Genomic DNA, 13454 nt, shown 5'->3' with positions numbered 1-13454 from the left:
GTAATTCAACAGCTTCTTTTATTTTTTAAAGCTACAAAAAAGGTGACCTTATTGTAGGTCACCTTTCTAAACAACTTCAATATGAATTTTACTTATCTAAAGCCAGTTCTGGCTCTTTGATATTTGTTTTAATTTCAAATTGATTACTGGTATTTTTCTCTCCGCCAGCTTTTAACGCTTTTTCTCCAGCAAAAAATGTTTTATGATCATCTCCCAAGTCAGAACCTGCCATACGTTGGTGTTTTACACAAGATACACCTTTTCGTATTTCTTGACGTTGAACAGAGTCTACATAAGCCAACATTCCCTCGTCTCCAAAATAACCTTCCACAAGATCGTTCATATGTAACGCAGTCGTATGATATGTTGGTAGTGTAATTAGATGATGAAATACACCAGCATCACGAGATGCTTCTGCTTGAAATAATCGAATCATTTCATCTGCTCGGTTTGATAATTCAGTACCATCATATTTAGCATCCATTAACTCAGAACGGTTATAATCAGATGTATCTTCTCCTAATTCTACCATAAGATCAAATGCCTGCTGACGGAAGTTGATCGTCCAATTAAAAGATGGAGAATTGTTGTATACTAATTTGGCATTTGGCACCTTTTCTTTAACTCGGTTTACCATATGCGCAATTTGCTTAACATTTGGCGTCGGAGTCTCAATCCATAATAAATCTGCACCATTCTCTAGACTTGTAACACAATCCAATACAACACGATCGATATTAGAACCTTCTTTAAATTTATACAAACCGTTTGGCATGCGTACCGGACGAACCAATTTACCATCACGTTTGAATAAGACATCATTTTCATTAACCTCACCTATAAGAACTTCCTCTGCTTCAACAAAATCCATGTACTGTGATGCCAAGTCTCCATCCTCCATAGATACGGGTAGTTTTTGTGTTAAACCGGCACCTTCAGAATCTGTTCGGGCAACAATTACACCTTCTTCTACACCCAATTCTAAGAACGCATACCGCAGGGCATTTAGTTTAGCTATAAAATCTTCATGTGGTACTGTTACTTTACCATCTTGGTGACCGCATTGCTTAGCATCAGACACTTGGTTTTCGATCTGAAGTGCACAAGCACCCGCTTCAATCATTTTTTTGGCTAAAAGATACGTTGCTTCTTCGTTACCAAAACCAGCATCAATATCGGCAATGATAGGTACAACATGGGTCTCAAAATTATCGATCTCGGCTTGAACATCTTCTCCTGCATCCAGACGACGAAAAAGATCATTTAATTCTACAGCATCAGCTTGACGTAAGAAGGTGTATATCTCTTCGATTAATTTAGGAACTGAGGTTTTTTCGTGCATGGATTGATCTGGTAAAGGCCCTAATTCTGAACGTAATGCTGCTACCATCCAACCAGAAAGATATAGGTATGTTTTATCTGTAGTGCCTTTATGCTTTTTTACCGCAATCATTTTTTGTTGGGCAACAAAACCATGCCAGCAACCTAAGGATTGTGTGTAATTTATACTATTAGCATCATAAGCTTCCATGTCTTTGCGCATGATAGAAGCCGTGTATTTGGCAATATCTAATCCTGTTTTAAATCTATTTTGTACAGCAATACGCGCCGCGTTTTCTGGATTTATGGTTGCCCAGGTATTTCCATGTTTTGCCTTTAGTTTACGTACGATATCAAGAGTCGAATTATAAGTAGTCATAATCTTGTTTTTAATTTTTATTTTAGGTTAATGTTTTTGTTTTAACTATTGTTTTTTTGAGCATTGTAATCATAACTATTGTAGTCAATCGTATTATTAATAGCCCAATTTGTAACCAATGTTTTGGTTTTTGCTTTAGATTTCATCCTTTAGATTTTTACCATTTTATTAATAATTTGAATCCCGATCAATATCTACGAAACAGCATTTGTGGGGTTCTTTTTTTTGCAATGCGATTAAGAAAATCATAACCTCATTTTTTCAATACTTCTAGATCACCTTTTTATGAAAGCTGTATATAGTTTGGACAAATGATTTATTGTTTTTCATAATTAATTACAGGGCAATATTATAAAAAAGTTTTTGATAAAAAAAGCGAACGTTCGCTAAATGTGTAAAAAAGTTGAAATATTTCATGTTCGCAAAAGTTATTTTCTCTAGCTAAAAATTGTTGGAAATCAATCTTGATGTTTTGTTTTTTTTATTGATAATCAATGGTTTGTCTGTTTTTTGAGAAGTTATTGCAATTGAAGTAATCTCAGCTTTTTTGGTTTATTGTGATTCAACTTCAATAAGATTGAAAAAGGATATAATATTCTAAAAATTGATAAAATTATTCTGCTTTTCTGTACTTCGGATGTGTTTTATAACTATATCTTGTTATTAAGTTTGATAAGACTTTGGCTTTCATTGTAGAGATTTTATAGTTTAGAATGTTATAAAATTTCTGTTTTAGTTTTGTTACAAAAGAGTATAATCGTGTTGGTTTTATTAGAAATACTAAAAAAAAATAACCACCTCATTTTGAGATGGTCATTTTTGTTTGTGAATATTTTTGTTTTTAGAAGAACATCGGTTTTATTAAAAATACCAGAAAAGTATTTTTACAGCATTTTAATCATGAAAAATAGCCTGTGAAATTATTAGTAACTTCTTGTCAACTGTACCTATGGTATGATTAATTATTGTAATTGTATTCCAAATGCCTCATTAAAACCTTGTACAACAAAATCATTAATAGTGTCATCGTGATTTCCACTGCTAGTGATTAGGTTAACGTTTTTTGACTGCAAAAATTCAATTTCTAAATCGGTAAGTCTACCAACGGCTTCGTCAATTTCTCCATAAATGTAGGTGATGTTGGATAAGTCTTCAAACGTATTAAGAAGTTCTGTATATCTATTCATCGACAATCCAGCGGCTAGTCGATCCAAATTTCTATCAATTAAATCTGCACCAACTTCTTGGTCAATTATAGGAGTAATTCCGTTTTCAAAATACCCGGGCCTTCCTTCAGAAAATGCTTGCCACATAATAGCATTCATATCTAATCTACCTACCATAATGAGGTACTGATCTGCTGCATCTGCTCCTTTTTTTGAGATAAGATCTTGTGCTATAAATGCACCAAACGAAATTCCTAAAACATAAACAGTTCTTCCTTGATCTTTAAAATATTTAACCACCTTGTAAATCATTTCTACACTTTCTGTATTTAAATCAATAGCTCTATCAAATGTTATATCATTTGCTTCAAATAGACTAGGATTTAATGTTTGTGCTTGGTGTACATTTACCACTAAAAGGTCGGTAGTATCAAAAGTTTGAAAAATTTCGTCAACTTCACCTGTGCTGAGTTTTGTATCTGGTCCACTTTGGGCATTTACTATAACTGTAGATGCATCTTCATCTCCTTTGAAATAAATTAAATCTTTAATTTCCTTAGATATTCCAATAGTTTGATTGGCATCATCAGAGCTGCAGCTTATAAAAAGTAATGATAAAATAATTGTTGTTGTGTACTTGCTAAAATGTTTCATAATACTTTAATTTTTATGTTATTTATAATTATTTGATAGGGCACCTTGTTTATGGTAACCTCTTTTTAATAAGTGAATTACATTGTTAAAAGGTGTTGTTTTTTTAAAATAGAAGGATAAGACTGCCGGGGGTAATTTATTACCTCAACTAGTTTTGAAAAAAGTGTATTTATAAAAAGTGTTCGCTTAGAAATTAATAGTCATGGTACTAAATCCTGCTATACCAAAATTGCCAAATGTCAATTCGGAATTTGTAGTATTGGTAATATTACCGACAATGTTAATAGGCAGGAATAAAGATGATAGCTCCAGATCATCTGGGTTTCCAAGTACATTGCGATAAAACTGAAACGTGTTAAAGTTAATATTGTTGATACTGATCCTTAATGCATCACCATTACTTATGTTATAACTAATGTCAAGATTTTTTTCTAATTCTTCATTTATAGCTCTATCATCAAATACACCTGATTCATCAGAAATTAACTCACCATCTTTAAGTACCTCTGAGCGAATTAAGTAGAAATTTTGTTCATCGATTGGGCTTGTAAAAGTTACCCGAACCGTGTTTCCGTTTTTTACCATATCTATAATGGGTATGGGTGATTTTAAAATTTCTTCTTCTGATATGAGTACAGTTTCATCAGGTAGCATGACTTCGATCCAATAAGTATTTCCAATTATGGGAGTAATTATTGCTGATGTTCTATATTCACCATTATTTACTGTAAACGAATCCGAAACCAACGAGACTGTATTGGATGCATCTCTTGTAAATAAGGATACTTGTGCATCGTTTATAGCACCAAAAGTGGTATCGGTTACCGCTACTGTTTTTTGAATTTGAACTGACACAAAACCTTCTTCATTGGTAAGCAATCCAGAAACAAAAACTTGCTCTTTAAATTCAAAATCTGGAGCGATGTCATCAACACAACTTGTTGCAATACATAAGAAAACAAATATTATATGTATAGGTAGTTTTTTCATGATTCTAAAATTTAAAATTATAAGATATGAAGGGTATTGGGGCTGGAATCAAAGAGATTTGTCCAGTTTCTAATTTGTTATCGTCCAAAGTAGAATTAACGGAAAAAACGTTTTTGCGACCATACACATTATATAACCCAAAACTCCAACTACCTTTCCAATTGGTTTTAGGATTATCTGTGGGTGTATAGGTAAACGAAATATCGGCTCTATGGGTGTCTGGAACTCTAAAGGCATTTCTATCAGAAAATGTAAGAAATGAATCTCCGTTTATGCTTAGTCTACCATTGGGAAGAGTAGTGGGTCTTCCTGTTTGATAGGTGAAAAAAGCTCCCATTTCCCACTTTTTAGATAATTTATAATTTGCCGTAATATTCAATATATGAGGTCTGTCAAAATTTGAAGGAAAATATGCGTTGTTATTAATCTGTTCTGAAGAGAAATTACTTTTTGTTTTCCGTTTAGATACGGCATAGGTATAATTTGCATTTCCAGTTAGTCTCCCTTTATTTTTATGGACTGCTAACTCTAATCCATAAGAAAAACCTTTGGCGGGAACTAACTCGGTTTCTAAGTTGTCAACCACTCCTGACCTAGCTCCATTTTTATACTCTACTATATTGTCAAATGTTTTGTAATACCCTTCTATTGAAAAATTATAGCTTTGATCCTTGCTATCATATGCATATCCGGCCGAAAACTGATTCACTTCTAAGGGAGAAATGTACTCTCCAGATGGTTTCCATATATCGTTAGGCAAAACTATAGTTTGAGCAGAAATTAAATGGATGTATTGAAACATTCTATTGTACCCTATTTTAAAAGCTTTTCGATCATTAAAATCATATTTTAAGGCCAGGCGTGGTTCTAGTCCAAAGTAACTTTTAGATATTTCGTTATTTTTAACCTCTCTAAAGCCTATAACTGTACTTGGCGTTTGAGGTAAATCAGGCCTATAGATCGCTATACTCTCCGCACCAAAATTTGCAAACCAGGAATACCGTAAACCTGTGTGCAGTGATAATTTATTCCATTGCTTTTCAATACTATAATACGCTGCTAGTTGTACTGCTTTTTCTTTGTCAAGAAGAACATTGCCTTCTGGTATTTTTTGTTTTGGAATAAATTGATATAAATTACCAGAAAGACCAAATCTCATTTTTGTAGCAGGATTTGAATAATAAGTGAAATCAGGCTTAAAAATCCAATTTTTGATAGACCTATTAAAGGTGTCTTCTATGTCTTCTTCTCCAAGATCCTGTCTGGTTCCAAATGAATAATCATATTTACTATAAATACCTGTAATATTTGCAAATAATTTATTAGAAAAGATATGGTTCCATCGTAAGGTAGCAGTAGTATTTGTCCATCCAAGGTCTAAGTCAGAATCAAATCCCCCTTCACCATCTTCTTCTTCTTGATTAAATTTTATAATATCAGCAGCAAAAAAACCTGAGGCATACAATGTATTGTTTTTATTGATGTTCCAGGTAAGTTTTGTATTCAAATCATAAAAATGGAATTTATCAACAGCTTCGTTTCCTTTAAAAAAAGGAAAAAATACATCAAAATAAGATCGTCTACCAGAGGCTAAAAAACTTACCTTATCTTTTTTAATAGGGCCTTCTATAGTAAATTTAGAAAACAATAACCCTAACCCACCTTCTCCCTTTATTCTTTTTGAGTCTCCGTTTTTTTGTCGAACCTCTAGTACTGATGATGCTCTACCTCCAAAACGTGCTGGGATTTCGCCTCTATATAATTGTATAACTTTTATAGCATCTGCATTAAAAATAGAAAACAATCCAAATAAATGTGAGGTATTGTACAAGGGAGCTTCGTCGAGTAGAATTAAATTTTGATCTACATTCCCACCTCTTACATTAAAACCGCTGGTTCCTTCGCCAACGCTACTAATCCCTGGTTGCGCTAATACCGTTCTGGTAATATCTGGTTCTCCCAAAAGAGCTGGTGATTTTTTTATTTCTGATGTTGTTAAATTAGAAGTCCCTCCAAGAATTGATGCTACCTGACTTTTATTGTTCTGGTTTGATAATATCACGATTTCATCTAGCTCGCTTGAAGAGGGCTGAAGTTCTATCTTTATGTCCATATTATGTTGCAATTGAACCTCAACTTCTTTGGTGACATAACCCAGGTGTGAAATTTCAAAAAGATAATCTCCTTTTGGTAATGTTATAGAATAAAAACCATATTCATTAGTAAATACCCCTTTGTTACTATTTTTGACAATAATACTGGTACCTATAAGTGTTTCGCCTGAACTTGCGTCTGTAATAACTCCAGAAATGGTAAAATCACCATTTTTCTTTTTGATTCTGGAAAGAATAATATGATTTTTTTTGATTTTATAAGAAATTGTAGAATTCTTAAAAAGTAATGCAACTGTTTCTGTTACATCCTTTTCTATAACGTTAATACTAAAATTTTGATCAACATCGATTATATCGTTATTTAGAATAAAATTGTAAGATGTTTGTTCTTCAATTTTATGTATAATTGATTTTAATGAACTATTTTCTTCCTCTAGTGTGACATTGTTTTGAGAAAACCCATTGAATGCTAAGAGTTGAAAACAAAAAACAAGATAAAGAAAGAAGGATAATTTCATTAAGAAAATGGTTTTTCCATAACTATTTTTTGGCCATGGGATGACCTCAAAAAGGTTTATTTTCATAAATTTGAATATTGTTAATTTTTACTGATTTCGCGATTAGAATTTTTTAGCATTTATAGTGGGGAAATGGCAGTTTTCCCACTTTTTTATTGGATTATCCACTCATTAGTTTTTGTATTTAGTTTATATGTAAAATCTTTTGAGATTTTAAGGGTTTCAAAAATCTCATCTATAGGAGTTGTATTATCAAAAGAACCTGTGAATTTAGAATTTGCAATGTCTTCATTTTTAAAGTGGATTTGTTTGCCAAATTGAGCTTTTAGGTCAATGGCTATTGCTCTAAAGGTTTTGTTTTCGAATTGTATTTTTCCTTCTTTCCAGGCAATTTTAGATTCATTAAGATCCATTTTAGACTTTACTACTTTTTTGGTGTTCTTATAAAAGATTACTTTTTCATCCGGAATCATTATAACACTTTTTTCAAACTGTATATCAGAAGTAACCTCTACTTTACCTGTAAGTAATTTTGTTTCTGTAATAGGACTATCCATGTACGATTTAACATTAAAACTGGTACCTAAAGCTTTTACTGTAATGTGATCTGGTGTGGTAACTGTAAAGGGATGTAATGTGTCTTTTGCAACTTCAAAAAATGCTTCTCCTTCCAGGTGTAAAGTTCTTGGAGTTTCTGCATCATAGGATAAGCTACTTGATGCATTCAACCAAACTTTGGAGCCATCTGATAGTTCTATGTTCTTTTGTTCACCAAAAGTTGTTTGTACGACTATTTGATTGTTATTTGATAATAAAGTATTGTATAGATATGTTCCAGAAATTACTACAATCAGTATGGCCGCATATTTTAGCATGCCTTTCCAAATCAATTTTTTTGGTTTGACAGTATTAAAAAAACGTTTTTTAGCTTGTTCGATAGAAGGACTTTGTTCAGAAGTATGATTATGAATGGTAGTTATTTTGATAAATAGATCTTCATCAAAATCTGTAGAATCCATCCATTTTTCTACTTTTTGAATCGTTATATCATCAGCCTTTTTTGAGATATATTCCCAAAGTTCGGTTTCTGTAATTTTAAAATGCTCCATACCAAAAAGGTGTTTACTACTTATAAGACGTTTGCCAAGCAGGGTCTCCCTATTAAAAACCCGTTTTTTTCTTAAAAGTAATCCTTTAAGCCGTTCTTAAATGCTGTTAAAGCCTTTGAAATATGAAGTTCTACGGTTTTTATAGAAATGCCTTTTTGTTTAGAAATTTCTTTGTAAGTCAAACCTTTATCTCTTGATAGTTTGAAAATATCTGAGGTTTTTTGTTCGAGAGTAGTATAAATATCTTCAATACGCTGTACTAATTCCCATTGTTTATCAATATGGGTTTCTATACTGGTGTTAAGAGCATATAAATTAGTATGTTTTTCCCTGGTCTGTTTTTTTCTATAATCATCTATAATTTTATTTTTGAGGGTTGTGATTAAAAATGATTCAATAGAACGTTCGGACTCCTTGATATGCTCAAAATTTCCCCATAGCTTGATAAAAGTTTCTTGAACTAACTCCTCAGAAAGGTCAGTTTCTTTTAAAACTTTAAAGGCATAATTGTACAATCTGTTATAATGCTTGTCAAACAAATTGGAAAATTTGGCCTCTTTGATAGAATTCGATTTGATTTTTTTATTCAAATAATTTAGTAAAGGTTAGTATTGCTAAATTATATAAAAAACGTTCAAAATTCATTTCTGTTACATTTTACTTCCTCATCACATTTTTTTTTAATTTTTAATTGAATATATCAATCGTATCCAATATCTGGGTTAAAGTTTTAAAGCCTGAATCCTTTAAAACAAGATAGATGTGCTAAAAAAATTAGCTATTTATGGGTAAAATGAATGTAGTGCTATCTTATTGTTCGTGTAGCTTATAGTGTTTTTTTTGTTTGTGTGGATATTGTTGAAGGGCTAGCTTCAAATAATAATATTTTTGTTGCTAATTTTTTTAGCAAACGTAAAAAAATGTATTATATTTGTTTTTTAAATAGAATGAAAATATGTAATGTGTTCATTGCATACCAATAAAATAGATGTTATATGAGTTTGTTTAAGAGATTATTTACTATAGGAAAAGCAGAAACAAATGCAATAGTCGATAAATTAGAAGATCCTATAAAAATGACAGAGCAAGGGATTCGAGATATGAAAAAAGATCTAGAAAATAGTCTAAAAGCTTTAGCAGAAGTTAAAGCACTAGAAATTAGATCTAAAAATGAAATTAGAAAAGATGCTCAAAGGGCTGAAGATTATGAAAAAAAGGCAATTTTGTTACTTAAAAAGGCGGCAGACGGTCAATTAGCATCGGATGAAGCTGATCGTTTGGCTAGTGAAGCATTACAAAAAAAAGCAGCATGTGAAGAGCATGTAGAAAGAACTTCAAAAGAACAGTTATTATTGAGCCAAAATGTTAGTAAGTTAGAAGGTAATGTAAAAGAATTAAGATCCAATATTAATTCTTGGGAAAACGAATTGAAAACTTTAAAGGCAAGGGTAAAAGTAGCGTCTGCTACCAAAAATCTAAATAAACAAATCTCTGAGATTGATTCTTCCAATACGATTTCTTTATTAGAAAAAATGAAAGAAAAGGTAGAACAAGAAGAAGCCTTATCTGATGCTTATGGAAGTATTGCTAATAAAGGAAAATCAATAGATGATGAAATAAATAGCGTACTACAGGATAGTACTAATGATAAGGTGTCGGATAATTTGGCTGAATTAAAAGCAAAAATAGCTTCAAAAAATAAGGATAACTAAAAAATAATGAAGCCAAAGACCTGTTGGTTTTTATTTACAGGTGTTACATATGAAGCGGTTTAGATTTGGTTAAAAAATCATTATTTTTCGCTAGAATAAAAAAATAAACCACTTCGTAATTAATTGTTGCTAGTAAGCTAACCTTTAAACTACTTTACTTACAAAAATGAATGGACTAGGATTACACATACTTATGGAGTTTTATGAATGTTCTGATACTATTCTTAATAAATTAGATGTATTAGAAGAATCTATGAATGAGGCAGCAAATGTTGCTGGCGCAACCATAATAAAATCAGTATTTCACCAATTTGCACCACAAGGAGTAACAGGAGTAGTTGTTGTAGCCGAAAGTCATTTGGCAATACATACTTGGCCAGAACACGGGTATGCTGCTGTAGATTTCTTTACTTGTAATACTGATATGGATTATCTTACATCGTATCAATTATTAGCCAAAGCATTAAAATCTAAAGTTCATAATTTTAAAAGTGTAGAACGTGGTTTGATAAATAGTAACATAAAGCAACTAGATGAACTATAAAAGATTTAAAAAGCGTTCGTATGAAATTTTAGAAAAAGGAGCGCCTGATGATAAATGGAGTAGAAGAGTTGACCTATTTATTATTTCATTAATTTTTTTGAATGTAGTAGCCGTCGTTCTCGAATCTGTTAATTCATTAAAAAAAGATTACCAATCTGTCTTTGACACTATTGAGATTTTTTCTATTTGTGTTTTTACGGTCGAGTATGTTTTTAGAATATGGTCTATTACAGAAAAAAAAGAGCATTCGAAACCAGTAATGGGACGATTAAAATATTTATTTTCTTTTTATAGTATAATCGATTTAATTGCTGTGGTACCTGCTTACATTCCTTTGTTAATTACTGTCGATTCTAGAGTTATCAGAGGGGTAAGATTAGTTCGCTTATTTAGAATATTGAAACTATCAAGATATAACAGGGCTTTTAGTCACATTCGTACTGTAATTCGATCTAAAAAAGAAGAGTTAATAATTTCGCTTTTTGCGGTATTAACATTATTGGTAGTATCCTCAAGTCTAATGTATTTTGTAGAAAATAAGGCACAGCCTGAAGCTTTTTCAAGTATCCCTGCGACAATGTGGTGGGGAGTTGCTACACTTACAACGGTTGGTTATGGAGATGTATATCCAATTACGTCATTAGGTAAATTTATGGCAGGGATAATGGCCATTTTGGGGGTTGGACTATTTGCGTTGCCTGCAGGAATTTTAGCAAATGGATTTGGCGATACTTTGGAAAATAAAAATAAAACCTGCAAACATTGTGGTAAGAATGTAAATTAATTTATATGGGAATATTTGATTTTTTTAAGAAGGATAAAAGCGAAAGCATTGTAGATTTCACAGTGAATGATCTCAAAAAAGGGTTTATGGTTGATTACTTCATAAAAACATGGGAAGTTAAATCTGTGTATTTATATGATTGGGGAAATAATTCTTATGCAAGAGAATGTTTTTTAGATTCTGGGGATGAATCCTTGTATCTTTATATTGAAGAAGATGATGAATTAATCTGTTCTGTTTGGAAAAAAATGGATCTATTAGACATTCAATCTAATATAATGGAAAGTATTATTGCTAATGATGATGCCCCTGGTACCATAAACTATAATAATAGTATTTTTACAAAAATAGATTCTAGTATGGGGCATTGTATAGAAGAAGGAGAGGAAGAAGAATATGACGAACTAATCAATTGGACATATCAGAATAGAGATAATAAAGAGTTGATCTCGATAAGTAGAGTTGGAGAAGAAGAATTCGAAGCTTCTCACGGGAGTTATGTAAAAGAATATGAGTTTTCCAATATTCTACCAAAATAAAATTAAAAGAATGAGCACATCAAATTTTGTAAAAGTAACAGTATTAGGATTCTTTATATTGAATTTTATAGCAGGTTGTAGCACAAAGAATTTTAAAAAAACACCATTAGATAATTATATCGTAGAAAATAGTAGTGAAGAAGAGTTCTCTGTAATTTTAGAGGATATGGATGTTGAAGGTACTTTTTTTAATACGTATATGCATAAATATAGAGTAATTAAGCATAAAGAAGATGATATGCCGTTTGAAGAGGTTTCTGATTGGGTTGAAGTAGACGAAAAATTCTTTACCAAACATGAAGATAATTTAGGAATGGTTATTTTAGAAAAACAAGGTCAGGGGAAGATTTCTAAAGCCGCGTCTCCTCCTGGATATCGATATGTAGGTGATGATAGATATGGTGAATGGAGAACACATAATGGTATTACTTTTTGGGGATTCTATGGGCGATACATGTTTATGAATCAAATGTTCGGCATGATTAATAGACCTGTATATCGACAAGACTATGATACGTATCGTGGTGGAGGGTATTATGGAAAAAGAAATTATTATGGCCCTAAAAAAGGGAATGGCCAACTCTATGGGACAAATTCTCAACAAACTAGAAAAGAAAAACCTAATTTTTTCAGGCGCAGAGCTTCCAAATCAGGTTGGTCCTCCTCGAGGAATAGATCAGGGAGTAGATCTAGAAGTACAGGTTTTGGTAAATAATCTTTTTATAACAAGTTATTAATTCAAGAAGATATGCAGTTTAATTTTTTAGAAACTATAGATAATTTGGTTACGGCATTAATCTATTTATTTGTAAGTTTTGCCTTGTTTTTAGTTGGTAAAAAAGTATATCAACTCTTACATAAGAGTGTTAATATTGATCAAGAATTAGTAGAAAAAGATAATCTGGCATTTTCATTCGCTAATGTTGGCTATTATATAGGGTTGGTTATTGTAATATCTGCAGTTTATTCTGGTGATGGGATTGGCCATATCATAGATGATCTTATTGAAGTTGGAATCTATGGCTTATTATCTATTGTTTTACTCAATATATCTATTTTGATTTCTGATAAACTGATATTAAGAAAGTTTTCAATTAAGAAAGAAATTATAGAAGATCAGAATATAGGAGTAGGTGTCTTAGAAGCTGCTATATGCATTGCTAATAGCTTAGTGATTTATGGGGTTATTACCGAAAATCAAGATAGTTTTATCGAAATTTTAATAATGTGGGGTATTTCACAATTTGTGTTAGCACTAGTAAGTCTGGTATATAATAAGATAACACCATATGATATTCATGAACATATCAAAAATGACAATGTAGCTGTGGGGATAGGGTTTTCTGGAGCCATAATAGCTGTTGCTAATCTCATACGTTTTGGAGCGCAGATGGAAGCAGATAGTTGGATTATAGTTGGTGAAAATTTCTTACTTGAAACCGGTATAGGTCTGTTATTACTGCCTCTGGCAAGATTTTTAACCGATAAAATATTATTACCCAAAAGAAGACTTACTGATGAGATTATAAATCAAAAAAAACCTAATAATGGAGCTGCCGTTATCGAAGCCTTTTCATATATCGGTGGATCGATACTTATCTGTTTAAGCTTTTCATAAAAGCTTC

The 13454-nt window shown here is 31.7% G+C and carries 12 protein-coding genes; 6 read left to right on the top strand and 6 right to left on the bottom strand.

What is annotated here, in order from left to right; translation table 11 throughout:
* Nucleotides 1–88 precede the first annotated feature (88 nt).
* The 6 genes from DK442_RS01520 to DK442_RS01495 all read right to left on the bottom strand — a co-directional run bounded on the left by DK442_RS01520 (nucleotide 89) and on the right by DK442_RS01495 (nucleotide 8840).
* Complete coding sequence (locus DK442_RS01520; protein WP_109434077.1) at nucleotides 89–1699, bottom strand: isocitrate lyase; 1611 nt, start codon at nucleotides 1697–1699, stop codon at nucleotides 89–91.
* A gap of 962 nt (nucleotides 1700–2661) precedes the next feature.
* Complete coding sequence (locus DK442_RS01515) at nucleotides 2662–3519, bottom strand: hypothetical protein (protein ID WP_109434076.1); 858 nt, start codon at nucleotides 3517–3519, stop codon at nucleotides 2662–2664.
* A gap of 186 nt (nucleotides 3520–3705) precedes the next feature.
* Nucleotides 3706–4509 carry a DUF4249 family protein gene (locus DK442_RS01510; RefSeq protein WP_109434075.1) on the bottom strand — a complete coding sequence of 268 codons (804 nt, stop codon included), beginning with the start codon at nucleotides 4507–4509 and terminating at the stop codon, nucleotides 3706–3708.
* A gap of 4 nt (nucleotides 4510–4513) precedes the next feature.
* Entirely contained in the window at nucleotides 4514–7207 is a 2694-nt protein-coding gene (locus DK442_RS01505; RefSeq protein WP_109434074.1) for a TonB-dependent receptor, read from the bottom strand.
* Between the two features lie 86 nt (nucleotides 7208–7293).
* Nucleotides 7294–8250: a FecR family protein gene (locus tag DK442_RS01500; protein WP_109434073.1), complete on the bottom strand. Its 957-nt coding sequence runs from the start codon at nucleotides 8248–8250 to the stop codon at nucleotides 7294–7296.
* A 71-nt stretch (nucleotides 8251–8321) separates the two neighbouring features.
* On the bottom strand, nucleotides 8322–8840 hold the full coding sequence (locus DK442_RS01495; RefSeq protein ID WP_109434072.1) for an RNA polymerase sigma factor: 519 nt from the start codon (nucleotides 8838–8840) through the stop codon (nucleotides 8322–8324).
* 405 nt (nucleotides 8841–9245) lie between these two features.
* Here DK442_RS01495 and DK442_RS01490 point away from each other — a divergent pair, with 405 nt between their 5' ends.
* The 6 genes from DK442_RS01490 (at nucleotide 9246) to DK442_RS01465 (ending at nucleotide 13447) form a co-directional block, all read left to right on the top strand.
* On the top strand, nucleotides 9246–9962 hold the full coding sequence (locus DK442_RS01490; protein ID WP_109434071.1) for a PspA/IM30 family protein: 717 nt from the start codon (nucleotides 9246–9248) through the stop codon (nucleotides 9960–9962).
* Between the two features lie 166 nt (nucleotides 9963–10128).
* A complete protein-coding gene (gene speD, locus DK442_RS01485) occupies nucleotides 10129–10506 on the top strand; it encodes an adenosylmethionine decarboxylase (RefSeq protein WP_109434070.1) in 378 nt (125 codons plus the stop codon).
* Entirely contained in the window at nucleotides 10496–11290 is a 795-nt protein-coding gene (locus DK442_RS01480; RefSeq protein WP_109434069.1) for an ion transporter, read from the top strand. Before speD ends, DK442_RS01480 begins: the two co-directional genes overlap by 11 nt.
* Before the next feature lie 5 nt (nucleotides 11291–11295).
* Nucleotides 11296–11829, top strand: coding sequence for a DUF4178 domain-containing protein (locus DK442_RS01475; RefSeq protein WP_109434068.1), 534 nt, complete (start codon nucleotides 11296–11298; stop codon nucleotides 11827–11829).
* Nucleotides 11830–11839: 10 nt separating this feature from the next.
* Entirely contained in the window at nucleotides 11840–12544 is a 705-nt protein-coding gene (locus DK442_RS01470; RefSeq protein ID WP_160114008.1) for a hypothetical protein, read from the top strand.
* 33 nt (nucleotides 12545–12577) lie between these two features.
* Entirely contained in the window at nucleotides 12578–13447 is an 870-nt protein-coding gene (locus tag DK442_RS01465) for a DUF350 domain-containing protein (RefSeq protein ID WP_109434066.1), read from the top strand.
* Nucleotides 13448–13454 lie beyond the last annotated feature (7 nt).

The organism is Aquimarina sp. AU119 (genome assembly GCF_900312735.1).
Taxonomy (GTDB): domain Bacteria; phylum Bacteroidota; class Bacteroidia; order Flavobacteriales; family Flavobacteriaceae; genus Aquimarina; species Aquimarina algiphila.
Note: the sequence above shows the minus strand (reverse complement) of the source record. Positions and strands in the feature narration are given on the sequence as shown.

Bases quoted from the DNA above. Each gene is read 5' to 3' on its own strand.
- DK442_RS01520 (WP_109434077.1), bottom strand. From the start codon at position 1,699: ATGACTACTTATAATTCGACTCTTGATATCGTACGTAAACTAAAGGCA.
- DK442_RS01515 (WP_109434076.1), bottom strand. From the start codon at position 3,519: ATGAAACATTTTAGCAAGTACACAACAACAATTATTTTATCATTACTT.
- DK442_RS01510 (WP_109434075.1), bottom strand. From the start codon at position 4,509: ATGAAAAAACTACCTATACATATAATATTTGTTTTCTTATGTATTGCA.
- DK442_RS01505 (WP_109434074.1), bottom strand. From the start codon at position 7,207: ATGAAAATAAACCTTTTTGAGGTCATCCCATGGCCAAAAAATAGTTAT.
- DK442_RS01500 (WP_109434073.1), bottom strand. From the start codon at position 8,250: ATGGAGCATTTTAAAATTACAGAAACCGAACTTTGGGAATATATCTCA.
- DK442_RS01490 (WP_109434071.1), top strand. From the start codon at position 9,246: ATGAGTTTGTTTAAGAGATTATTTACTATAGGAAAAGCAGAAACAAAT.
- speD (WP_109434070.1), top strand. From the start codon at position 10,129: ATGAATGGACTAGGATTACACATACTTATGGAGTTTTATGAATGTTCT.
- DK442_RS01480 (WP_109434069.1), top strand. From the start codon at position 10,496: ATGAACTATAAAAGATTTAAAAAGCGTTCGTATGAAATTTTAGAAAAA.
- DK442_RS01475 (WP_109434068.1), top strand. From the start codon at position 11,296: ATGGGAATATTTGATTTTTTTAAGAAGGATAAAAGCGAAAGCATTGTA.
- DK442_RS01470 (WP_160114008.1), top strand. From the start codon at position 11,840: ATGAGCACATCAAATTTTGTAAAAGTAACAGTATTAGGATTCTTTATA.
- DK442_RS01465 (WP_109434066.1), top strand. From the start codon at position 12,578: ATGCAGTTTAATTTTTTAGAAACTATAGATAATTTGGTTACGGCATTA.